The 22,070-nt window shown below is 63.8% G+C and carries 18 protein-coding genes; 8 read left to right on the forward strand and 10 right to left on the reverse strand.

The window, feature by feature from the left end; all coding sequences use genetic code 11:
* Positions 1–126: 126 nt before the first annotated feature.
* The gene (gene prpR / locus ACF8O8_RS11275; protein ID WP_010953699.1) at positions 127–2,079 is read right to left on the reverse strand and encodes a propionate catabolism operon regulatory protein PrpR; all 1,953 of its coding nucleotides are present in this window, start codon (positions 2,077–2,079) and stop codon (positions 127–129) included.
* A 202-nt stretch (positions 2,080–2,281) separates the two neighbouring features.
* Between prpR and ACF8O8_RS11280 the strand changes: the two genes are divergently transcribed.
* The 7 genes from ACF8O8_RS11280 (at position 2,282) to ACF8O8_RS11310 (ending at position 9,449) form a co-directional block, all read left to right on the forward strand.
* A complete protein-coding gene (locus tag ACF8O8_RS11280) occupies positions 2,282–3,340 on the forward strand; it encodes a phosphotransferase family protein (RefSeq protein WP_049586209.1) in 1,059 nt (352 codons plus the stop codon).
* Entirely contained in the window at positions 3,337–3,693 is a 357-nt protein-coding gene (gene lvaB, locus ACF8O8_RS11285; protein ID WP_392509694.1) for a 4-hydroxypentanoyl-CoA kinase subunit LvaB, read from the forward strand. The genes ACF8O8_RS11280 and lvaB overlap by 4 nt, the downstream gene beginning before the upstream one ends.
* A 53-nt stretch (positions 3,694–3,746) precedes the next feature.
* Positions 3,747–4,919, forward strand: a complete 1,173-nt coding sequence (locus ACF8O8_RS11290; protein WP_392509695.1) for an acyl-CoA dehydrogenase family protein — start codon at positions 3,747–3,749, stop codon at positions 4,917–4,919.
* On the forward strand, positions 4,919–5,686 hold the full coding sequence (locus ACF8O8_RS11295) for an SDR family oxidoreductase (protein ID WP_350297744.1): 768 nt from the start codon (positions 4,919–4,921) through the stop codon (positions 5,684–5,686). The genes ACF8O8_RS11290 and ACF8O8_RS11295 overlap by 1 nt, the downstream gene beginning before the upstream one ends.
* An 83-nt stretch (positions 5,687–5,769) precedes the next feature.
* The gene (locus tag ACF8O8_RS11300) at positions 5,770–7,416 is read left to right on the forward strand and encodes an acyl-CoA synthetase (protein WP_350298818.1); all 1,647 of its coding nucleotides are present in this window, start codon (positions 5,770–5,772) and stop codon (positions 7,414–7,416) included.
* 54 nt (positions 7,417–7,470) lie between these two features.
* Positions 7,471–7,794, forward strand: a complete 324-nt coding sequence (locus tag ACF8O8_RS11305; RefSeq protein WP_010953705.1) for a DUF485 domain-containing protein — start codon at positions 7,471–7,473, stop codon at positions 7,792–7,794.
* Positions 7,791–9,449, forward strand: coding sequence for a cation acetate symporter (locus tag ACF8O8_RS11310; RefSeq protein ID WP_392509696.1), 1,659 nt, complete (start codon positions 7,791–7,793; stop codon positions 9,447–9,449). The genes ACF8O8_RS11305 and ACF8O8_RS11310 overlap by 4 nt, the downstream gene beginning before the upstream one ends.
* A 261-nt stretch (positions 9,450–9,710) precedes the next feature.
* Here ACF8O8_RS11310 and ACF8O8_RS11315 read toward each other — a convergent pair whose 3' ends face one another.
* The 9 genes from ACF8O8_RS11315 to ACF8O8_RS11355 all read right to left on the reverse strand — a co-directional run bounded on the left by ACF8O8_RS11315 (position 9,711) and on the right by ACF8O8_RS11355 (position 20,920).
* Entirely contained in the window at positions 9,711–10,619 is a 909-nt protein-coding gene (locus ACF8O8_RS11315) for an NAD(P)-dependent oxidoreductase (protein ID WP_010953707.1), read from the reverse strand.
* A 56-nt stretch (positions 10,620–10,675) separates the two neighbouring features.
* On the reverse strand, positions 10,676–12,055 hold the full coding sequence (locus ACF8O8_RS11320) for an aspartate aminotransferase family protein (protein WP_392509697.1): 1,380 nt from the start codon (positions 12,053–12,055) through the stop codon (positions 10,676–10,678).
* Positions 12,056–12,150: 95 nt separating this feature from the next.
* The gene (locus tag ACF8O8_RS11325; protein ID WP_392509698.1) at positions 12,151–13,404 is read right to left on the reverse strand and encodes an aspartate aminotransferase family protein; all 1,254 of its coding nucleotides are present in this window, start codon (positions 13,402–13,404) and stop codon (positions 12,151–12,153) included.
* Between the two features lie 37 nt (positions 13,405–13,441).
* Positions 13,442–14,866 carry a gamma-aminobutyraldehyde dehydrogenase gene (locus ACF8O8_RS11330; RefSeq protein WP_392509699.1) on the reverse strand — a complete coding sequence of 475 codons (1,425 nt, stop codon included), beginning with the start codon at positions 14,864–14,866 and terminating at the stop codon, positions 13,442–13,444.
* A 77-nt stretch (positions 14,867–14,943) separates the two neighbouring features.
* The gene (locus tag ACF8O8_RS11335) at positions 14,944–16,275 is read right to left on the reverse strand and encodes an APC family permease (RefSeq protein WP_010953711.1); all 1,332 of its coding nucleotides are present in this window, start codon (positions 16,273–16,275) and stop codon (positions 14,944–14,946) included.
* Positions 16,276–16,287: 12 nt separating this feature from the next.
* Positions 16,288–17,445 carry an iron-containing alcohol dehydrogenase gene (locus ACF8O8_RS11340; protein WP_392509700.1) on the reverse strand — a complete coding sequence of 386 codons (1,158 nt, stop codon included), beginning with the start codon at positions 17,443–17,445 and terminating at the stop codon, positions 16,288–16,290.
* A 218-nt stretch (positions 17,446–17,663) separates the two neighbouring features.
* Positions 17,664–18,539 carry an alpha/beta hydrolase gene (locus ACF8O8_RS11345; protein WP_350297748.1) on the reverse strand — a complete coding sequence of 292 codons (876 nt, stop codon included), beginning with the start codon at positions 18,537–18,539 and terminating at the stop codon, positions 17,664–17,666.
* Positions 18,536–20,062 carry a flavin-containing monooxygenase gene (locus ACF8O8_RS11350; RefSeq protein ID WP_392509701.1) on the reverse strand — a complete coding sequence of 509 codons (1,527 nt, stop codon included), beginning with the start codon at positions 20,060–20,062 and terminating at the stop codon, positions 18,536–18,538. Before ACF8O8_RS11350 ends, ACF8O8_RS11345 begins: the two co-directional genes overlap by 4 nt.
* A gap of 276 nt (positions 20,063–20,338) precedes the next feature.
* The gene (locus tag ACF8O8_RS11355; RefSeq protein ID WP_010953715.1) at positions 20,339–20,920 is read right to left on the reverse strand and encodes a TetR/AcrR family transcriptional regulator; all 582 of its coding nucleotides are present in this window, start codon (positions 20,918–20,920) and stop codon (positions 20,339–20,341) included.
* Positions 20,921–21,170: 250 nt separating this feature from the next.
* On the opposite strand from ACF8O8_RS11355, the gene ACF8O8_RS11360 reads away from it, so the two are divergent.
* Complete coding sequence (locus tag ACF8O8_RS11360) at positions 21,171–22,058, forward strand: phytanoyl-CoA dioxygenase family protein (RefSeq protein WP_392509702.1); 888 nt, start codon at positions 21,171–21,173, stop codon at positions 22,056–22,058.
* Positions 22,059–22,070 lie beyond the last annotated feature (12 nt).

Here is a 22,070-nt window from a genome sequence, read left to right on the forward strand (position 1 = left end):
CAGCAGCATCGCTAGCAACCCGGCGATGTACGTCGAGCCAGTCAGTTCGCGGATGATTAGACGGTATAGGGCCTTGAGGCTGTCCAACCAGACGTCATGGGTTGAACATGGGATTGGGGCTTTCATTCAATTGGCAGATCGCAAGCGCCGCCACAAGGTTGTGCGGCTGATGCCGAGACGGCGGGCGGCTTCGTCGAGGTTGCCGCGGCAGCTTTCCAACGTTTCCTTTACATGGCGCAGTTGCGCGACCTTGCCGATGGTGTGCAGGTCCGTTTCGCCTGACGACTTTTTCCGGGCGGGTGAAGGGGGAGGGCCTTCGCACAGTTCAGGTAGCACGCGTGCCAGGTACTGCTCGTTCACGCGGTGTTCCTCAAGCAGTTCGCGTGCCGAGAGCATCGCGCGCTCGATCACATTCTCCAGTTCCCGGACATTGCCCGGCCAGGCATAGCGTTCAAGGTACGGCAGCAGCGCGGCGGGGATGTCTGCAGCTCCCGGTGGTTGCCCCTGAACGAGCAGGCGCTGGCTGATGCCCCGGCAGATCAGGGCAATGTCCTCAGGGCGCTCTCGCAGCGGGGTGGTCTGCAGACGCAGGATGTTGAGCCGGAAATACAGGTCGGTACGGAAATCGCCATCGTCCATGGCGCTGCGCAGGTCCTTGTGGGTGGCGGCAATGATGCGCACGTCGATGGCAATCGGTTCGGTGCTGCCCAGGCGCAGGACTTCGCGCTCTTGCAGCACGCGCAGCAGGCGTGTTTGCAGCGACACCGGCATGTCGCCGATCTCGTCGAGGAACAGCGTGCCGCGGTGTGCTGCTTCGAACAGGCCTGGCTTGCCACCTTTGCGCGAGCCGCTGAAGGCGCCTTCCTCGTAGCCGAACAATTCACTTTCCAGCAACGACTCGGGAAACGCCGCGCAGTTGATGGCGACGAAGGGGCCTTGCCGGCGCGGGCTTTCGTTATGGATTCCCTGGGCGAGCAGTTCCTTGCCGGTGCCGCTTTCACCGGTAATCAGGATGGTCGAATGGCTGGTGGCAAAACGCTTGGCCAACTGCAGCATCTCGCGGTTGGCCTTGCTGTTGCCGTTGAGCTGGTCGAGCCGGTAACGGGCAGTGAACGCACCAGGGCGGCGGGTGGATCGGATGCGTTGGTCGGCACGTTGCACAACAGTGATGTCCTGGCAGGTCAGGACCAGGCCGGTACGTTCGCCGTTCTCCAGGATAGGCAGTAAATTGCTCACCACGGCGTGCGAGCCGAGCCGCATCACGCGGTTTTCTTCACCCGTGCCTTCCTGCAGCGCCTGCTGCAGGTCCAGTTCCGGGCACAGCTGCTGCAGCGGCCGGCCCAGCGCTGCGCTAACCGGCAGGTCCAGCAGCTGCGCAAGGGCAGGGTTGAGCGACTGCACCACGCCTTGGTTGTCGACCGCTGCTACGCCGGCGGGGATATGCCGCAGCACGGCATTCAGATGCCGCCGTTTGGCGATCTCGACGCGTTGAGTGTCGAGAATGCCCAGGGCTTCCTCCAGCGCTTTGCGTGCGGTGTCTTCGCTCAGCGACAGCACGCCATGCAGCCCTGCCTGCTCCGCCAGCTCCACCACCGTCGACGAGCCGATGATGCTGCGACAGCCTAGCTGGGCCGCCTGTTCGACGGCCTGGCGGGCCTCTTCCAGGGAGGTGTAGGCGGCCTGGTGAACCTGGACTGTGAAGAGCGCGGCCATGGCTTGCAGGTCGTGGTTGACATGGTTGTAGCTGAGCACGGCCACTTGGGAGGAGCGTTCGCGGGCCTGCCCCAATGCCCGTAGCAGGTCGCCACTGCCCACGCGCATCGCCAGTACCGGGCGTGTCAGGTGTTTGCGCAGGTAGGCGGCGGTCGCCCCGGCGCAGACGAACACATCGACCTTGCCTGCCTGCTCCAATTCTCGGGCGGTCTGTAGTGCTTCAGCCACCGAGGTGTCGAGGACTTCGATACGAGTATCTGGGTAGTCCGTCGTGAGCCCGGCCACCACATGGGCGAGCCGGCTCCGTTGTTGGGGGCGCTGCAAGTGGCTGATCAGCACGACGACCTGGGAGGCAAGAGCATCCATCACGGGGCCTGTTCATATTTGAAATGTTTCGATAATGAATCAATAGCTTGCAAATATGCAACAAGCAGCCTGACTTTCGCTCGGCGGTGAGGCGTCAGAACCCAGGCTGTATGCGGCCTGTGGCTGACTTTTGAAGAGTTGGCCCAGGCCTTGCTCTTGGGCTTGTGCCAACCCAGAAACCAAAGGCAGGGCCTACAGACCCATGAGCAGTTCACCAACGATTTCCCCGGCCAGCGATACGTTCGCGGCCATGACTGACGATCACCGCCTGGCCGAGTTCATCCGCGAGCAGGCCTCGGCAACGCGGGTGGTCATCCAGGCGCGCAAGCGCCTGAGCGGCGGCGCTATCCAGGAAAACTGGCTGCTGGACCTGCTGATCGAAGGCGGCCCGTGGGCCGGTGTCCGGCGTTGGGTACTGCGCAGCGATGCGCTTTCAGCGCTACCCGCCAGCCTTGACCGTGAACAGGAGTTCGCCGTGCTGCAGGTGGTTTACCAGGCCGGCGTGAAAGTGCCACGCCCGCTCTGGCTGTGCCGCGATGTGCGCGTGCATGGGCGGGTGTTCTTCCTGATGGAGTATGTGCCGGGTAGCGCTGCCGGCCGCGCGCTCAGCACCGGCGCCGGTCCTCAGGGCCGGGCGCAACTGGCGACGCAGCTTGGCGCCAACCTGGCGCGTCTGCATCAGGTCCGCCCGCCGTGCGCCACGCTGTGCTTCCTGTCCGTTCCGGACAGCTCGCCGGCCCTGGCGACCATCGACGCCTACCGCCGCTACCTCGACACCCTCGCCGATGCCTATCCGGTGCTGGAATGGGGCCTGCGCTGGTGCGAGCTGCATGCGCCGCGCAGCAGCACCCTGTGCCTGTTGCACCGTGACTACCGCACCGGCAACTACCTGGCCAGCGAAGAAGGGCTGGAGGCCGTGCTCGACTGGGAGTTCACCGGCTGGGGAGATCCTTGCGAGGACCTCGGCTGGTTCACCGCCCGTTGCTGGCGTTTTACCCGTCCAGACCTCGAAGCCGGCGGCATTGGCCAGCTGGAGGATTTTCTGCGTGGTTATCACGAGGTGTCTTCGCTGTGCATCGAGCGCAGTCGGCTCCACTACTGGCAAGTCATGGCCACCCTGCGCTGGGCGGTGATTGCCTTGCAGCAAGGGCAGCGCCATCTGTCCGGTGAAGAACCGTCGCTCGAGCTAGCACTGACAGCCCGGCTGTTGCCGGAGCTCGAACTCGACATCCTGCACATGACCGGAGCCGAAGCGCCATGACCCAACCCAACGCCCACGAATTGCTCGAGATCGCCCGCGCGACGCTTCTGGAGCAGCTGCTGCCAGCGCTGCCCGGCGAGTTGCGTTACCCGGCCCTGATGATCGCCAACGCCATGGCCATTGCGGCCCGCGAAAACCGCTTGGGCGCTCAGGCCGAGGATCAGGAGCAGGCGCGTCTGGCCGCCTTGGTCGATGACGCGCCGTCGACATTGCCCGACCTGCGCCGCCAACTGGCTCGCGCCATTCGCCAGGGCAGCCATGACGCCCCGCAAACCCGGCGCACCCTGGTCGAGACATTACGCCAGATCATCGTTGCCCGATTGGCGATCAGCAACCCCAAGGCCTTGCCCTGAAACCGCATCGACCACCCCATTCCTCCGATAGACAAGAACACACAAGGACAGCCATGAACTTCACTCTCCCGGACGAACTGCTCGCCTTGCAGGCCAAGACTCGAGACTTCATTGCCGAACAGGTCATCCCATTCGAGAACGACCCCCGCCAGAACAGCCACGGCCCCAGCGACGCACTGCGCCAGGACCTGGTGCTCTGCGCCCGCGCCGCTGGCTTGCTGACGCCTCACGCCAGCCGCGAAATGGGCGGTCTGGAACTGAGCCATGTGGCCAAGGCGATCGTCTTCGAAGAAGCCGGCTACTCGCCGCTGGGCCCGGTAGCGCTGAATATCCATGCGCCGGACGAAGGCAATATCCACCTGATGGACGTGGTCGCCACCGAAGCGCAGAAGGACCGCTGGTTGCGCCCGCTGGTCCAGGGCCATGCCCGTTCGTGCTTCGCCATGACGGAGCCTGCTCCGGGCTCCGGTTCGGATCCGTCGATGCTGCTCACCACTGCCACCCGCGATGGCGACGACTACCTGATCAATGGTCGCAAGTGGCTGATCACCGGGGCCGAAGGCGCGGACTTCGGCATCATCATGGCGCGCATGGAGGACGGCACCGCGACCATGTTCCTGACCGACATGAAGCGCGACGGCATCATCCATGAACGTCAGCTGGACTCGCTGGACAGCTGTTTTACCGGCGGTCACGGGCAGCTGCGTTTCGACAACCTGCGTATTCCGGCGAGCGATGTCCTCGGCGAGATCGGCAAGGGCTTCCGGTATGCCCAGGTGCGCCTGGCGCCTGCACGCTTGACTCATTGCATGCGCTGGCTCGGTGCCGCGCGCCGCGCCCACGACATCGCCTGCGACTATGCGCGCACCCGGGACGCCTTTGGCAAGCCGCTGGGCGAGCACCAGGGCGTGGGTTTCATGCTGGCCGACAACATGATGGACCTGCACGTGGTGCGTCTGGCGGTCTGGCACTGCGCCTGGGTGCTCGACCAGGGCCGGCGCGCCAATGTCGATTCGAGCATGGCCAAGGTGATCAGCGCCGAGGCGCTGTGGCGGGTGGTCGATCGTTGCGTCCAGGTATTGGGTGGACGCGGGGTGACCGGGGACACCGTGGTGGAGCGGATCTTCCGCGACATTCGCCCGTTCCGCATCTATGACGGCCCGAGCGAAGTGCACCGCATGAGCCTGGCGAAGAAGCTGCTCGACCAGCGCCTGGAGGCCCACTGATGCAGCCGAACCTTGCCCGACTGTTCGCCCTCGACGGGCGTCGCGCCCTGGTGACCGGGGCCTCCAGCGGCCTGGGCCGTCACTTCGCCATGACCCTGGCCGCCGCAGGCGCCGAGGTGGTGGTGACCGCCAGACGCCAGGCGCCGCTGCAGGCGTTGGTGGAGGCCATCGAGGTGGCCGGAGGGCGGGCGCAGGCCTTTGCCCTCGATGTGACGAGCCGTGAGGACATCTGCCGGGTGCTCGATGCCGCCGGCCCGCTGGATGTCCTAGTCAACAATGCGGGCGTGAGCGACAGCCAGCCTATGCTGGCCTGCGATGATCAAACCTGGGACCACGTGCTCGACACCAACCTCAAGGGCGCCTGGGCCGTGGCCCAGGAAAGCGCCCGGCGCATGGTGGTGGCGGGGAAGGGGGGCAGCCTGATCAATGTCACCTCGATCCTCGCCAGCCGTGTGGCCGGCGCCGTCGGCCCTTACCTGGCGGCCAAGGCCGGCCTGGCCCACCTGACCCGCGCCATGGCGCTGGAGTTGGCGCGCCATGGCATCCGGGTGAACGCCCTGGCGCCCGGCTACGTGATGACTGATTTGAACGAGGCCTTCCTGGCCAGCGAGGCCGGTGACAAGTTGCGCTCGCGGATCCCCAGCCGCCGCTTCAGCGTACCGTCGGACCTGGACGGCGCCTTGCTGCTGCTCGCCAGCGATGCCGGGCGGGCGATGAGCGGCGCTGAGATCGTGGTCGATGGCGGCCACCTGTGCAGCAGCCTGTAACGCGCCGTGGCGCAATAACAACAAGAACAGGAGGTAGGTATGTGCGTGCAAAACCTGAGCAATGTGTCGATGAGGTGCCTGCCATGATGGTTCCAACCCTCGAACACGAGCTTGCTCCCAACGAAGCCAACCATGTCCCGCTGTCGCCGCTGTCGTTCCTCAAGCGTGCCGCGCAGGTGTACCCGCAGCGCGATGCGGTGGTTTATGGCGCAAGGCGCTACAGCTACCGTCAGTTGCACGAGCGCAGCCGCGCCCTGGCCAGTGCCTTGGAGCGGGTCGGTGTTCAGCCGGGCGAGCGGGTGGCGATATTGGCGCCGAACATCCCGGAAATGCTCGAGGCCCACTATGGCGTGCCCGGTGCCGGGGCGGTGCTGGTGTGCATCAACATCCGCCTGGAGGGGCGCAGCATTGCCTTCATCCTGCGTCACTGCGCGGCCAAGGTATTGATCTGCGATCGTGAGTTCGGTGCCGTGGCCAATCAGGCGCTGGCCATGCTCGATGCGCCGCCCTTGCTGGTGGGCATCGACGATGATCAGGCCGAGCGCGCCGATTTGGCCCACGACCTGGACTACGAAGCGTTCTTGGCCCAGGGCGACCCCGCGCGGCCGTTGAGTGCGCCACAGAACGAATGGCAGTCGATCGCCATCAACTACACCTCCGGCACCACGGGGGACCCCAAGGGCGTGGTGCTGCATCACCGCGGCGCCTACCTCAACGCCTGCGCCGGGGCGCTGATCTTCCAGTTGGGGCCGCGCAGCGTCTACTTGTGGACCTTGCCGATGTTCCACTGCAACGGCTGGAGCCATACCTGGGCGGTGACGTTGTCCGGTGGCACCCACGTGTGTCTGCGCAAGGTCCAGCCTGATGCGATCAACGCCGCCATCGCCGAGCATGCCGTGACTCACCTGAGCGCCGCCCCAGTGGTGATGTCGATGCTGATCCACGCCGAGCATGCCAGCGCCCCTCCGGTGCCGGTTTCGGTGATCACTGGCGGTGCCGCCCCGCCCAGTGCGGTCATCGCGGCGATGGAGGCGCGTGGCTTCAACATCACCCATGCCTATGGCATGACCGAAAGCTACGGTCCCAGCACATTGTGCCTATGGCAGCCGGGGGTCGACGAGTTGCCGCTTGAGGCCCGGGCGCAGTTCATGAGCCGCCAGGGTGTCGCCCACCCGCTGCTCGAGGAGGCCACGGTGCTGGATACCGATACCGGCCGGCCGGTTCCCGCCGACGGCCTTACCCTTGGCGAACTGGTGGTGCGCGGCAACACCGTGATGAAAGGCTACCTGCACAACCCAGAGGCCACCCGGGCCGCATTGGCCAACGGCTGGCTGCACACGGGCGACCTGGCCGTGCTGCACCCGGATGGCTACGTGGAAATCAAGGACCGGGCCAAGGACATCATCATTTCTGGCGGCGAGAACATCAGTTCGCTGGAGATAGAAGAAGTGCTCTACCAGCACCCCGAGGTGGTCGAGGCTGCGGTGGTGGCGCGTCCGGATTCGCGCTGGGGCGAGACACCTCACGCTTTCGTCACGCTGCGCGCTGATGCACTGGCCAGCGGGGACGATCTGGTGCGCTGGTGCCGTGAGCGTCTGGCGCACTTCAAGGCGCCGCGCCATGTGTCGCTCGTGGACCTGCCCAAGACCGCCACTGGAAAAATACAGAAGTTCGTCCTGCGTGAGTGGGCCCGGCAACAGGAGGCGCAGATCGCCGACGCCGAGCATTGATCGAGTGCAACGCCTGTACCCCCATAACAACAACGACTTTGACCGAGGTGTCCCATGTCCAGCCTGTTATACGCGCGTGTTCGCGCCAATGCCCGGTTCCAGCAACTGGTGGCGCGCAGAAACCGTTTCACCCTGAGCCTGTTCGTGCTGATTCTGGCCACGTTCTATGGCTACATCGGGTTGGTATCGTTTTGGCCCGAACTGATTGCCAGGCGCCTGGCCCAGGGGTCGAACATGACCGTGGGCGTGGCTGCCGGCGCCTTCCTGTTCGTGTTCTTCTGTGCGTTGTCGGCGTTCTACGTGTACCGGGCCAATGGCGAGTTCGATAGCCTGACCCAGGCGCTGCTCAGCGGGCTGGAAGAGGAGCAGGGCGCATGAAAAAACTCGTGCCTCTGGCCCTGCTGCTGCACTCAGGCCTGCTGCTGGCTTCGCCTTCGCTCGACGCTGGTCAGCGTCAGCCGCTCAACCTGCATGCCATCGGCATGTTCATGGTGTTCGTGCTGTTCACCTTGTGCATCACCTGGTGGGCGGCGCGTCGCACACGCTCGACGACAGACTTCTACAGCGCCGGTGGCGGCATCCAGGGCTGGCAGAACGGCCTGGCGCTGGCCGGGGACTACATGTCCGCCTCGACGCTGTTGGGGATCACCGCACTCATCTACACCTCCGGCATGGATGGCTACATCTACCTCATCGCTTTCTTCGCGGGCTGGCCGGTGTTGCTGCTGTTGATGACCGAGCGGCTGCGCAACCTGGGCCGCTTCACCTTTGCCGATATCACCTCGTATCGCCTCGACCAAGGCAAGGTGCGCACCATGGCCGCCATCGGCTCGCTGACCGTGGTGTGTTTCTACCTGGTGGCGCAGATGGTCGGGGCCGGGCAGTTGATCAGGTTGCTGTTCGGCCTGGACTACCACATCGCGGTGGTCATCGTCGGTGCGCTGATGATGCTGTATGTGACCTTCGGCGGCATGGTGGCGACTACCTGGGTGCAGATCATCAAGGCGTTCCTGCTGCTGGTCGGCGGCTCGCTGGTGCTGTTCCTGGCGATGCGCGAGTTCGACTTCAGCTATGACGCGCTGGTGAGCAAGGCCATGGACACCCATGCCCTGGGCGAACGCCTGCTGGCGCCCGGCAGCCTGCTGGCCGACCCGTTGACCGCGCTGTCGCTGAGCCTGGGGCTGGTGTTCGGCACCGCCGGGCTGCCGCATATCCTGATGCGCTTCTTCACCGTCAGCGATGCCCGGGAGGCGCGCAAGTCGGTGCTCTATGCCACCGGGTTCATCGGCTACTTCTTCAATGTCATTTTCCTGCTGGGCCTGGCGTCGATCGTGATCGTCAGTCAGCAGCCGACGTTCTTCGAGGGCGGTGAGGTGGGTGGCAAGCTGCTGGGCGGGGGCAATATGGTGGTCATGCACCTTGCCCAGGCAGTCGGCGGCAACCTGCTGCTGGGTTTCTTGTCTGCAGTGACCTTCGCCACCATCCTGGCTGTGGTTTCAGGCCTGGCTCTGGCCGGGGCGTCCGCCATCGCCCATGACCTGTATGCGCGGGTGATCATGAAGGGCGCGGCCAGCGAGGCGCAGGAGCTGCGGGTGACCAAGTTGGCTACCCTGAGCCTTGGGTTGGTGGCCATAGCCTTGGGCATCCTGTTCGAAAATATCAACGTGGCTTTCATGGTTGCGCTGGCCTTTGGTATTGCCGCTTCGGCCAACTTCCCGGTGCTGTTCCTGTCGATGTTCTGGTCGGGGCTGACCACCCGCGGCGCATTGGCCGCTGGCTACGTCGGGTTGCTCAGTGCCATGGGCTTCGTGGTGTTTTCCAAGCTGGTGTGGGTGGATGTGTTGCACTTTGCCGAACCGCTGTTCCCCTATACCCAGCCCGCGCTGTTCTCCATGCCGCTGGCGTTTTTGGTGGCGTATGCGGTTTCCCGGATGGACCGCACTGCGCGGGCCAAGGCCGAAAGGGCGGCCTTCGCCGACCAGTTCGTCCGTGGCCAGACCGGCCTTGGTGCCAGCGGTGCCGTCGATCATTGAGTTACCCGCGGCCGCAAGCGCAGGAGTGCCAGCGGCCGTGTGATAGCTCGCTAGTAACCTCTGAAGATCTCCCCGATGCTGGTAATCGGATGCCCCATGTGCTGCGCCGTCCCCCGGTTGACGAGGGACGGCCGAGGGGCAAGTAGGGCACTCAGGAAAATGGCCAGCGTCAACACGGCAAGTAGAAAACCAAATCGGCGCATAGGATCCTCCAGCGTTTTTTATAGTTGTTGTCGTCGGGTTCAATCCGCGAAAGCACGGTTAATGCCCTGGCTCTTGCTCGCGGGCGAATGACTTGGTCGTGGCTGCGATGTCCTGGTCGCCGTAGCCCATTGCGGCCGCACGCTGCACGACCTGGCACACCGCATCGAAGACCGGGGTCCAGACGCCTTGTGCGTGCAGGGATTGGGCAATGTGCGCGAAGGCGTCCGCATGCACATCGAGCCTCGCCTGGTCACCTTTGAAATCTTGCGTTTCGAGCCGGCGTACGGCTTCCTCGAGTGCGTCAGCGACGAAAAAACGTGATGTTTCGAGCAGGAGCCTTGCCGTCTTCGAAACAGGCAGGCCAAAACGATCGCCGGCACCCACGGCCTCGAAGAAAGTCACCATCGCGGCAAACGCATGCGCGTGAAGGACGGTCGCAAAGGCCAATGCTTCGTCCCAGGGAAGGAACACCGTATGGCCGGCAAGCCCCTCAAGCAGCGCCCGATGCTGCTCGAAGGCTTCACGATCGCCGGTATGAATGCTGTGGCTTTCGCGGTGGCCGACGTTGCGGGGGTAGGCCACGATCATCCCTTTGACGTAATGGCCGCCCGCCTGATTGACGAGGCCCTGAAGCGCCAGGCCTTCGTCTTGGGCGTTGGTCGTGTAATCGACGATCGTACGATGGGCGAGTGCACGCGCCACACCCGGCATCCCGAGGACCTCGTGGGTCGCGTGGTTGTCCAGGAGCACGAAGATCGTGGCCGGGCTTGCGCTCAGCGCGGCTTTGACGCTTTCGCACAGATGAGCGCCAGCGGCGACGAGTGCCGCGGCCTTGCCGGGTGATCGGTTCCAGATCGCGACGCGCTTGCCTTGCTTGAGCAACACTTGGGCCATGATGGTTCCCATGGCACCGAGCCCGATCACGGAAACGTCGAACTCGAAGCTTTCATCACTGTGTTCACGCACGGTCAAACCCTCATGATTGTTGTTTTACGTGAGTAGCCATCAGATGCAGCCTTTGCTCACAGCAGGTGCTGTGAGCGCGCCCAATCCGTCGCGTCAGCCAGCGTCCGCTCGAAGGCGCTGAAGATCGCCTCGATATCGTCCTGGGTGGTAATCAACGGAGGACAGAAGGCGATCGTGTCGTAGATGGCGCGAATGATCAGCCCATGCTTGTGAGCCTGTTTGAACACGTAGCCGCCCAACGTCCCTGGCTGGGCGAACGGTTGGCGGGTGGCCTTGTCGGCAACCAGTTCGATCCCGCCCATCAGCCCGACGCCTCTGACGTTGCCAACCAACGGGTGGTCTTCGAACGCGCGCAGGTGGCGCTGGAACACGGGGGCCAGGTGCTGCACATGGCCGACCAGATCGCGCTCTTCGATGATGCGGATGTTTTCCAGCGCAACCGCCGTGGCGACGGGGTGGCCCGTGCAGGTCAGGCCGTGGGCGAATGCCCCCAGGCGCTGGCTCTGGCTCACCAGTACATCGTTCATGGCATCGGACACCACCACGGCCGCCAGCGGCTGGTATGAGGAGGTGAGCTGCTTGGAGAGCACCATGATGTCGGGCTGGATGCCGTACAGCTGAGAGCCGAACATTGTGCCAAGCCTGCCAAAGCCGGTGATGATTTCGTCGATCACCACGAGGATGTCGTAGCGTTTGCACACCGCCTGGATCGCCGCCCAGTAGCCTGTGGGAGGAGGGATCACGCCACCTGCCGCGATTACCGGCTCGCCGATGAACGCGGCGATGGTTTCCGGCCCTTCGGCAAGGATATAGCGTTCCAGTTCGTTCGCCAGACGGACCGTAAAGGCCTCTTGCGATTCTCCTGGCCGAGCAAATCGGTAGAAGTTCGGGCAGGTCAGGTGATGAACCGGGATGGCCGGCAGATCGAAGTCACGGTGCATCGATGGGATGCCGGTCAGGCTTGCTGCGGCGACGGTGGCGCCGTGATAGGCCTGTTGTCGAGAGATGAATTTCTTTTTGGCGGGCCGGCCCAGTGCGTTGTTCACGTACCACACCATTTTCACCACCGAATCATTGGCCTCGGAACCTGAGTTGGTGAAGAACACATGGTTCAGATCACCCGGCGCCAGCGCTGCCAACTTGGCGGCGAGCGCTGCGGCAGGCGCATTGGTCTTGTGGCTGAAGCTGTGGTAGTAGGGCAGTTGCTTGAACTGCTCGACGGCAGCATCGACCAGGCGCTGTTCACTGAAGCCCAATGCCGCGCTCCACAGGCCCGACATGGCTTCGAGGTAGGCATTGCCTTGCTCGTCAAAGACCCGGACGCCGTCACCTCTGGCGATCACGAGTGGCCCGACCTCTCGGTGCTGGGCCAGGTTGGTGTTGGGATGAATGAGTGCCGCCAGATCGTTCTGAACGGTTGAAGAGTGGGTGCTCATTGGCTCATGTTCCTGTCGCAGGGCGAGGGTTGCCCGCAGGTGAGCAGGTGGCGTGCGCCCAGTGTCCGCTCCGGGTGCACGCCTGGACCCTGCAGTTACTGGCGAAGCGCTGCCGCGACCGCCTCGCCGAAGGCGTTCAGGCCCTGTTCGAGCTGGTCGGTCGGGGTGTTCACCGGCGGCATCAGCTTGATGATTTCGCCATTCGGGCCGCAGCGGTCGACCAGCACGCCCGCTTGCAGAACGCGCTGCTGGGCATCCTTGGCCAAGGCCACGTTGCCGCGGCCGAAATCGATGCCGGCGATCATGCCGCGCGAGCGGGCGGAGGCGACGCCCGGGATCTCCGCGAAGCCGGCAACCGCACGTGTCATGGCCGCGCTGTTGTCGGTCAGCAGCTTCAGGAACTGCTCGTCGCGCCAATAGCCGAGCGCGATCTGCGCGGTCAGGAAGGCCAGCTGGTTGCCGCGGAACGTGCCGATGTGATCGCCCGGCTGCCACACATCCAGCCCGGCGCGGATCAACACGATCGCCATCGGCAGGCCAAAGCCGCCGATGGATTTCGCGCAGGTGATCAGGTCCGGCACGATCCCGGAGCGCTCGAAACCGAAGAAGTCGCCCGTGCGGCCACAGCCAGCCTGGATCTCGTCGCAGATGAGCACCACCCCGTGATCGCGGGTCCATTGGCGCAAACGCTGCAACCACAGGTTGGAGGCCGGGTAGACACCGGCCTGGATCTGCACCGACTCCACGATCACGGCGGCTGGCAGTTCCGATCCGCTGCCCTGGTCGTTGGCCAGCCGCTCGAGGAAGCCCATGCTGTCGAACTCACCGTAAGGGCTGTCTTCGTACGGTACGAACACCACGTCGTTGGACAGCCCGGGGCCTCGGCGGGTGCGGTTCCCAGTGACCGCCAGCGCACCGGCCGTCATGCCGTGGTAAGCCCCGTAGAAGGAGACGACCTTGGTGCGCCCGGTCGCCTTGCGCGCCAGCTTCAATGCCGCTTCGACGGCATCGGCACCGGTCGGGCCGGTGAACTGCACCTTGTAGTCCCAGCCTCGTGGCTTGAGCAGGTCACGCTCGATCGACTCCAGGAACTGGCGCTTGGTGGTGGTGTGCAGGTCGAGGGCATGGGTCACGCCGTTGGCCGACAGGTAGGCGATCAACGCATCGCGCATGCGCGGGTCGTTGTGGCCATAGTTCAGGGCGCCGGCGCCGGCGAAGAAGTCCAGGTACTCGCGGCCATCTTCGCCGCGGATCTTGCTGCCCTGGGCGGTATCGAACACCAGCGGCAAGTCGCGGCAGTACATCCGCACGTTGGACTCGAGCCTTTCGAACGTTTCGATGTTGTTCATGCATAACCTCTTGCAATGATGGGGTGTCGTGGGGCGGTCAGTGCTTGAACATCACGTGGCGGACCAGGGTGTAGTCTTCCAGGCCGTACATGGACAGGTCCTTGCCGTACCCCGACAGCTTCACGCCGCCATGGGGCATTTCGCTCACCAGCATGAAATGGGTGTTGACCCAGGTGCAGCCGTACTGCAGGCGGGCGGCCAGGCGATGTGCCCGCCCCACGTCGGCGGTCCACACCGAAGAGGCCAGGCCGTAGTCCGATTCATTGGCCCAGGTCAGTACCTGGGCCTCATCCTCGAAGGGCGAGACCGTTACCACCGGGCCGAAAATTTCACGGCACACCACCTCGTCTTCCTGCCGGGTGCCGGCCAGGACCGTGGGCTCGAAGAAGAACCCGGGACCTGCGGCGCGCTTGCCGCCCGTGACGACCTCTATATGGGGCTGCTCCCTGGCCCGGTTGACGAAGCCCTCGACACGCTGCAGGTGCTCTTGGGTGATCAGCGGGCCCATTTCGGTTGCCGGGTCATCCTGCAACCCACATTTGATGCTGGACACGGCTTCGCCAAGCTTGCGAACGAACTCCGGGTAGACCGCCTTCTGCACATAGAGGCGACACGCGGCCGTACAGTCCTGGCCGGCGTTGTAAAAGCCGAAGGCGCGAATGCCCTCGACGGCGGCGTCGATGTCGGCATCGTCGAAGATCAGCACGGGGGCTTTTCCCCCCAGCTCCATATGCATGCGCTTAACGCTGTCGGCCGTGCCTTCGATGATGCGGCTTCCGGTACGTACGGAACCGGTCAGCGACACCATGCGCACCAGAGCATGACTGGTCAGCGGCTCACCCACCGTGGCGCCGCGCCCATGAACGATATTGACCACCCCGGCGGGGAAGATATCGGCGAGCAGTTCCCCCAGCTTCAAGGTGCTCATCGGGGTGTGCTCGGAGGGCTTCAGGACCACGGTGTTGCCGCCGGCCAAGGCCGGGCCGAGCTTCCACGCCGCCATCAGCAACGGGTAGTTCCACGGCGCGATGGAGGCGACGACACCGACCGCGTCGCGGCGGATCATCGAGGTGTGCCCCGGGATGTACTCGCCCGCCGCCGAGCCTTGCAGGCAGCGAACGGCGCCGGCGAAGAAGCGGAACACGTCCGACACGGCGGGCAGTTCATCCTGCAGCACGGCCGTGAACGGCTTGCCGCAGTTGTCCGCCTCCAGGCGGGCGAACACCGCGGCCTGGGCGTCGATGCGGTCGGCGAGGGTGAGCAGCAGTGCCGCACGGTCCTTGGGCGGTGTTTGCGACCAGGCTTCGAAGGCCGCATCCGCGCTTTGCACTGCGGCATGGACCTGTGCATGACTGGCCTCGTGGGTCTGTACCAGGACGCGGCCCAGGGAGGGGTTGTAGACGTCCACGTGGTCGCCTTCGCCGGCTACGAGGGCACCATTGATCAGCAGTTTTGTTTGCATGTCGATCTCGTCATTGAGCGGCAAGGCCTGTGGCCTGCCTTGTGATTGTCGTCAGAGCGTTCGATGGGAAGAGGGGGCTATACCAGGGCGTCGGGGACCGGGTTACGGAACAGGCTGGTCCGGCAGGCGAGGTAGACAAGCCCAAGGCCGAGCCAGCAACCGCCCATGATCAGGGCGTCTTTATCCAGGCTGACCAGCATCCACCCGGCCGTGACCAGGCCGATGAGCGGAAAGAGCACCCCGCGCAGCAACCCGGCGCCGTCCTTGACGCGCGCATCGAAGGTGAGCCGCAAGGCGCACAGGTTGACGGCGGTGAAGGCGAGAAAGGCGCCGAAGTTGACCAGGGAAGTCGCGGTTGCGATCGTCAGGCCAAACCCGGCGGTGCCGAAAACACCGCACAGCAAGATGTTGAAGGCCGGGGTCTTGTAGCGCGGGTGCAGCGCGCCGAACAGCCGCCGGGGCAGTTGGTTGTCCCGGCCAAGGGCGTAGAGCAGCCGGCCCACGCTGGCCTGGAATGACATCCCCGCAGCGAAGTGGGCGACGATGATCCCGGTCAGGACCACGGCGAAGAACAGGTCGCCGCCGATCATCCGGGCAATCTCGAAGGCGGCCCCGTCCACAAGCTCGAAAGTGGGGGAGGGGTGCGCCAGGTACATGAAGTACGAGGAGCCGACGTAGACCGAACCGCCGATCAAGGCGACCAGCAGGATGGCGCGCGGCAGCGTGCGGCCAGGGTCGCGGGTTTCCTCGCTCAGCGTGGACAGCGCGTCAAAGCCCAGGAACGAGTAGGCGGCGATGGCGGCGCCGGCCATGCTGGTGGCGAAGGGCACGTCCTGGTTGAAGAACGGCTTGGCCGACAGCAGCCCGCCAGGGCCGTTGGCCGCCACGATGTAGTGCACGCACAGGCCGATGAACACGGCGATGATGACCAGTTGCACCACCATCAACAGCACGTTGAAGCGGTTGGCCACCTGGATGCCGAGCACATTGAGCAGCGAGGTAGAGACGATGAAGCCGGTGATCCACACCCACTGGGGCACCTCGGGGAACGCCATGTTGAGGTAGCTGGCGCCGAGCAGCCAGATCAGCATCGGGATGAAGAAATAGTCCAGCAGGGCGGCCCAGCCCACCATGAATCCGAGGTTGGCATTGAGCATCTTGCGGGTGTAGGTGTAGGCCGAACCTGCCACCGGGAACACCCTGACCAGTCGGCCATAGCTCAAGGCCGTGAACACAACGCCGGTGGCTGCGACCAGGTAGGCCATGGCCGTGGTGTTGCCGCTGGCCTGGGTGATCACGCCGTAGGTGCCGAAGACGATTAGCGGGGCCAGGAAGGCCAGGCCGAACAGCAGCACGGAAAACGGGCCCAGGCTGCGCCTCAACGAGGCGCCGGAGGTTGACTGACTCATGACGGTGCCCTCTTACGCGACGAAGTGGTAAGCGGTGGTGATGATGTCGTGGTAGGCCGCTACGGACATCGCCTTGGCATTGCTGGCGTCGGAGAAGTTCTGCTTGGACTTTTCGGCGATGGTCAGGAAATCGTCCTCGCGCACGCCCTTGACCTCGGCGAAGCGGGGGATGCCCAGGTCCTTGCTCATCTGGAACAGATGGCCGACGGCGGCCTCGGCGGCATCGACCGGAGACAGCGTGGGGTCGATCCCCAACGCGTAGGCGACCTGGGCATGGCGGACGATATCGGCATCACGGTTGTGACCGAACACGAAGGGCAGGAAGATCGCGTTGCCCACACCGTGGGGCGTGTCGTACATGCCGCCGATGGCTTCGGAAATGCAGTGCACGCTGCCGACGTCGGCGTTGCCGAAGGCCATGCCGGCAATCAGGCTGGCCACCAGCATCTGCTCCCGGGCCGCCTGGTTGTCGGGCTCCTGCACGGCCGCCTTGAGGTGCTGGCTGATCAGGCGGATGGCATGCAGCGCCAGGCCGTCGCTGATCGGGTTTGCCACGCGGCAGGTGTAGGCTTCGATGGCATGGGTCAGGGCATCCATGCCGGTTGCGGCTGCAATCGACGGCGGCAGCGTGTCGGTGATATGGGAGTCGAGCAATGCCAGCACCGGGCCGATGCGATAGTCCAGCACGTTCATTTTGAAGTGGCGGGCGGTGTCGGTGATCACCGAGAAGCAGGTCACTTCGCTGCCGGTGCCGGCCGTGGTCGGGATGGCGACGATGGGCGGGATGGCATGGGTAAGCGTGAACGACCCTTCGTAGTCCTCGATACGGCCGTCGTGGGTGAGCAGCAGGCTGATGGCCTTGGCCGCATCCATCGCGCTGCCGCCACCCACGGCCAGCAGGCCGTCGATACCCGTGCCCCGATAGCGCTGGGCGGTGTGGTTGATGTCGTCACTGCGCGGGTTGGCCTTGATGTCCGCCACTTCCTCGTAGGCGATACCGGCCTTGTCGAGGCTGGCGTAGACGCTGTCCAGCAGGCCTGCTGCCTTGACCCCGGCATCGGTCACGATCAACACGCGGGCCAGGCCGAGTTGCCGCAGGTGTTCACCGGTGCGCTCGCGCAGGCCCGGTTCCATCACGATTTTGCTGGGGAGTAGAAACTTGAATTCCATACGTACCTCTTGCTCAATTGTTGTCATTGTCGAAAGGGCAGTGGAGGGGCATCCGCGCCTGGCCGTGTTTAACGGCTCGGGCGTGTAATGTGGGCCTGGCGGTTACGCACGGGCCTGAATGTTGTTGTTTTGGGTCTTGCGTAAACCTGTTGCGAAAAGGCTCCAGCGGAATAAAAAGAGGGGCGACCAAGCGACGGGCCCCTAAAAGAAAATCTGTGCTAACGCATGTGCCCCGTCAGCAGGGACAGCAGCGTGCCCGACAGGCACGTCGGCAAGTCATGCCCCATCCCGGGCAGCAGCACCAGGTTGGCGCCGCGAATCGCCGACGCCGTGGCAAACCCGCCGTTGGTGGCGACCATGAGGTCTTTGTCGCCATGAATGACCAGCGTGGGGCAGCGAATCCGCTGCAACTCCTGGGTACGGTCACCGGAGTTGATGATCGCGCCGATCTGCCTGGCGGTGCCGAGGTTGCTGGCCTCACCGCCACCTCGCGGCCAGGCTTGCATGGCGTAGTCACGCAAGGCCGGCTCGTTCCACTCCAGCCGCGAACCGATCAGCCCCATGATGTCCACGTAGTCGCGAACGCTTTCGTGCTGGTTACGCGGTGGGCGGCGCAGAAGTTTGAACAGGGCTTTAAGCGCCGGCTGGCCGACGCGCAGTGAGCCTGTCGTGGAAAAGATCGAGGTAAGCGTGCTGACGCGCTCGGGGTAACGCGCGGCGAGTGTCTGGGCGATCATGCCGCCCATCGACATCCCAACCACATGCGCCGCTTCCAGATGCAAAGCGTCCATGAGCCCGATCACGTCGCTGGCCATGTCCCCCAGGTCATAGCCGGGCGTGCGCTTGCGCAGGAACTGCTGCAGGGGCGTGGGGGGCGCCACATCCGTGAAGAACGAGCGGCCCGCGTCACGGTTGTCCAGCGTGATGACCCGAAACCCCCGCTCGACCAGGCCGTCGATAAGCGCTTGCGGCCAGTAGGTCAGTTGCAGCCCCAGGCCGACGATGAGCAGGACTGCCGGGGCGGTTTCATGGCCATGGCTGCGATAGCAGAGCCTGCGCTCGCCTGCCAGCTCGCAGAAGCGATCGGTGCTCATCGGCGGCTACCTTGCTGCTGCAACTGGACATCGGCGTGCAAGGGCGCAGTGGGTACTGCGGTGAACTTCAGGCACTTGTCTGTCACCGCGCCACGGCGCAGCAGTTTGACGTCGCGGAAATAATCCATCGACATCACCCAGGGTTCGCGCGGGCCCTGGCGCGGCATGCTGTCCAACGCGCGCTGTACGTAGCCGGCACCAAAGTCGAGCAAGGGGCGGGTTTCGACGCCTTCCGGCGCCTTGGGCTCGCAGACGTTGTAGCCTTCGCGCTCCATCAAGCCCAGCAAGCGGCAGAAGTGGTCGCACAGCAGGCAGACTTTCAAGGTCCAGGATGAGTTGGTGTAGCCCACCGCGAACGCAAAATTGGGGACACCGGAGAGCATCATGCCTTTGTAGGCCAGGGTCTCGCTGAGCACGACCGGTTTGCCGTCCTTGTGCAGGGTGATGCCGCCGAACAGCTGCACGTTCAGCCCCGTGGCGGTGACGATGATATCGGCCTTGAGCATCTTGCCTGACTTGAGCAATACACCGTGCTCGGTAAACCGCTCGATATGATCGGTGACGATGTCGGCATTGCCCGCGCTGATGGCTTTGAACAAATCGCCTTCGGGCACCGAGCACAGGCGCTGATCCCAAGGGTTGTAGGGCGGGTTGAAATGCACGTCGACCGGGTAGTCTTTCGGCAACTCCTTGCGGGTCAGCCACAGCAGCAGTTTCTTCGAAAGCTTGGGGAAGCGCTGGCAGAAGCCCCAGAAGGCCAGGGTGATCTTGGCGTTCTTGTAGCGCGTCAGGGAATAGGCGGTTTGCGCGGGCAGGACCTTGCGCAGGAACGCTGCAACCCCATCGTTGGCGGGCTGGTTGATGATGTAGGAGGGCGTGCGCTGCAGCATGGTGATGCTGGCGACCTTGTCGGCCATGGCCGGGATCAGGGTTACCGCAGTTGCGCCACTGCCAATGACCACGACGCGCTTGCCGGTGTAGTCGAGGTCTTCCGGCCAGTGTTGCGGATGGATGATCTGGCCCTTGAACTGTTCGCTGCCTTCGAACCGGGGGCTGAAGCCCTGATCATAGCGATAGTAACCGCCTGCACTGAACAGCCAGCGGCATTCGACCGTGCGGATCTGCGCCGTGCGGCCATCCTCGACACGCACCGACCACAAGCCCTTGTCGCTTTGCCAGTTGGCCGAGATGACTTTCTGCTGGTACTGGATGAAGGGAGCCAGCTGGTGCTCGTCGATGGCTTCGCTCAGGTACTCAAGAATATCCGCGGCGTCCGCCAAGGACTTGGCCTTGGTCCAGGGCTTGAAGTCGAAACCGAAGGTGTAGAGGTCCGAGTCGGAGCGGATGCCGGGGTATCGGAACAGGTCCCAGGTACCCCCCATGCGCTCGCGGGACTCGAGAATGGCAAAGGTCTTGTTCGGTTGATTGCGTCGCAGGTAGGCCGCCGCGCCGATGCCAGACACACCGGCTCCCATGATCAGAACATCGAGCGGCTCAACCGGAAGAGCAGTGTGAGAGGACATGTCGCCTCCTATTGTTGTGTTATAGAGACTGATCTTTTGACTTGATCATTTGACTCAGAATAAGGTCGCAGGAAGGGTGGGGCAAGGTGCAAAATGCACCACGTCACTGCTATTTCAGGATGATTTGCACCTGTTACTTCGCCGATCAACGATCAGACTGGGTCAGTCTGGTAGATATCGTCATCGGAACGTTCGAAGGGGGGCGCTGCGGCTTTCAGAGCCGGAGGGGGAGGGGATCGCCGTGCAGCGACGCAGCACGGCGAATCCTGTGGGGCCTCAGTAACTGGCCACCAGCAACTTGACTGCCTGGCAGGCGGTCTCGGTCTCGGCCTCCAGGCGTGCACGGTCGCCGTGAGCGGACCAGGCGAGCATCAGGCCGTCGAACAGATTGATCAGCAAGCGGCTGATAGTGGTCAGTGCTGCCTGGTCCAGTGCGCCGTCGGTGACCTTCACGATGGCCTGTTGGGCCGCTTCGAGGGAAACGGCATAGATCTTGGTTGCCATCTCCGGGTTGTTGCGCAGGTTCCAGCAAAACAGTTCGAACTGCGTGGTCGCCATCTCAGGATGAGCGGTGAACCAGTTGACCAGCTGGCGCAACATTTCCCCCACCGATTCCGCCGCCGTGGCGCCTGTCGGCACGTGTTGCAACGATTGTTGCGGCATGTTGATCAAGGACTCGTAGACCGCATAGAACAGCTCGTCCTTGGTGTGGAAGACATAGTGCAACGATGCCAGCGGCGAATCTGCTGCCGCAGCGATTCGCCGGGTTGTGGCGTTGGCCACCCCATGTTCCGCGATCACCTTCACGGTGGCCTCGATAAAGTCCTGCCTGCGCTCTTCAGCACCAATCCGAGCCATTGAGCGTTCTCCCTTTTCGGTATTGCCGCCGGCCCCTTGGCCCGGCGTTGACGGTGACGAATGCTAGCGCAAGGTCAAGCCTCAATCCATGAGTCGATGCAATCCCATACCGCATGGGCAAAGGAAGGTACGAAAAATGAAAATCAAATGACTTGATCAAGTGACCATGTTCGGTGATGATGAGTTCACCACCCAAGTCGCCCGGCCTCGGTGGGCAGAACAATGACAAAACCAGACAGGTAGAAAGCAGATGGATACACGAGCGCTCTCCACAGTCAGCAGCGATGCCTCGATCGAGCAGGTGGTGGACATCATTCGGCGTGACGGCGGCGTCATCATTGCCGACTTTGTTTCGCCGGCAACGCTGAAGTCCCTCACCGAAGAACTGGACAGCTACCTGAAGGTCACGCCTTGTGGTGTCGATCCATATTTCGCCGGCACCCAGACCCGCCGTGTGGCCCGAATCATTGGGCGCAGCGACACCGCCGTGGAGGTGGCATTGCACCCGCTGTTCCTTGGCGCGGCCAGGCAGATCCTGCAAACCCCTACCCATGTCTGGGTGGGCAGCGACCGCATCGAGATGGCGCCTGATATTCAACTGAGCTTCACCCAGGCGATCCAGATTGGCCCGGGCCAAGGCCTCCAGCCCCTGCACCGTGACGATGCCACTTCGCTCTGGCGGCACCCGCAGTATGGGCGTGAGGCCAGGCTGCAAATGATGCTGGCCATTTCAGATTTCACCGAGGAAAACGGTGCGACGCGCGTCATCCCCGGTAGCCATCAATGGGATGACGAACGAATGCCGACCCAGGAAGAAACCGTCGCCGCGCAGATGAAGGCAGGTTCGGCGCTGCTGTGGATCGGCTCGGTGTATCACGGCGGCGGCGCCAACACGACGGCAGCGCCTCGTACTGGCCTGACAATGGCCTACGACCTGGCCTTCCTGCGCCTTGAAGAGAATCACTTCCTGTCCATTCCCGTCGAACGTGTTCGCCAGCTCCCGAGCGAAATGCAACGCCTGCTGGGCTGGAGTGCCAGTTCGACGCTGCTGGGGTGGGTGGAAATCGATGGCCAGATGCGCGACCCGCAGGAACTCCTGGGCATGCCGGCATTCTCCGAGCCGGGTAAAGGCTTCTGATAATTCTGGGAG

Source organism: Pseudomonas sp. TYF_14, from assembly GCF_043105275.1.
Classification (GTDB): Bacteria; Pseudomonadota; Gammaproteobacteria; order Pseudomonadales; family Pseudomonadaceae; genus Aquipseudomonas; species Aquipseudomonas alloputida.

What these genes read in the sequence shown, in the direction of transcription:
- ACF8O8_RS11355 (WP_010953715.1), bottom strand. Translation starts at nt 20,920, where the DNA reads ATGGCTCGGATTGGTGCTGAAGAGCGCAGGCAGGACTTTATCGAGGCC.
- ACF8O8_RS11350 (WP_392509701.1), bottom strand. Translation starts at nt 20,062, where the DNA reads ATGTCCTCTCACACTGCTCTTCCGGTTGAGCCGCTCGATGTTCTGATC.
- ACF8O8_RS11360 (WP_392509702.1), top strand. Translation starts at nt 21,171, where the DNA reads ATGGATACACGAGCGCTCTCCACAGTCAGCAGCGATGCCTCGATCGAG.
- ACF8O8_RS11305 (WP_010953705.1), top strand. Translation starts at nt 7,471, where the DNA reads ATGTCCAGCCTGTTATACGCGCGTGTTCGCGCCAATGCCCGGTTCCAG.
- prpR (WP_010953699.1), bottom strand. Translation starts at nt 2,079, where the DNA reads ATGGATGCTCTTGCCTCCCAGGTCGTCGTGCTGATCAGCCACTTGCAG.
- ACF8O8_RS11300 (WP_350298818.1), top strand. Translation starts at nt 5,770, where the DNA reads ATGATGGTTCCAACCCTCGAACACGAGCTTGCTCCCAACGAAGCCAAC.
- ACF8O8_RS11330 (WP_392509699.1), bottom strand. Translation starts at nt 14,866, where the DNA reads ATGCAAACAAAACTGCTGATCAATGGTGCCCTCGTAGCCGGCGAAGGC.
- ACF8O8_RS11295 (WP_350297744.1), top strand. Translation starts at nt 4,919, where the DNA reads ATGCAGCCGAACCTTGCCCGACTGTTCGCCCTCGACGGGCGTCGCGCC.
- ACF8O8_RS11320 (WP_392509697.1), bottom strand. Translation starts at nt 12,055, where the DNA reads ATGAGCACCCACTCTTCAACCGTTCAGAACGATCTGGCGGCACTCATT.
- ACF8O8_RS11310 (WP_392509696.1), top strand. Translation starts at nt 7,791, where the DNA reads ATGAAAAAACTCGTGCCTCTGGCCCTGCTGCTGCACTCAGGCCTGCTG.
- ACF8O8_RS11345 (WP_350297748.1), bottom strand. Translation starts at nt 18,539, where the DNA reads ATGAGCACCGATCGCTTCTGCGAGCTGGCAGGCGAGCGCAGGCTCTGC.
- ACF8O8_RS11335 (WP_010953711.1), bottom strand. Translation starts at nt 16,275, where the DNA reads ATGAGTCAGTCAACCTCCGGCGCCTCGTTGAGGCGCAGCCTGGGCCCG.
- lvaB (WP_392509694.1), top strand. Translation starts at nt 3,337, where the DNA reads ATGACCCAACCCAACGCCCACGAATTGCTCGAGATCGCCCGCGCGACG.
- ACF8O8_RS11290 (WP_392509695.1), top strand. Translation starts at nt 3,747, where the DNA reads ATGAACTTCACTCTCCCGGACGAACTGCTCGCCTTGCAGGCCAAGACT.
- ACF8O8_RS11325 (WP_392509698.1), bottom strand. Translation starts at nt 13,404, where the DNA reads ATGAACAACATCGAAACGTTCGAAAGGCTCGAGTCCAACGTGCGGATG.
- ACF8O8_RS11340 (WP_392509700.1), bottom strand. Translation starts at nt 17,445, where the DNA reads ATGGAATTCAAGTTTCTACTCCCCAGCAAAATCGTGATGGAACCGGGC.
- ACF8O8_RS11280 (WP_049586209.1), top strand. Translation starts at nt 2,282, where the DNA reads ATGAGCAGTTCACCAACGATTTCCCCGGCCAGCGATACGTTCGCGGCC.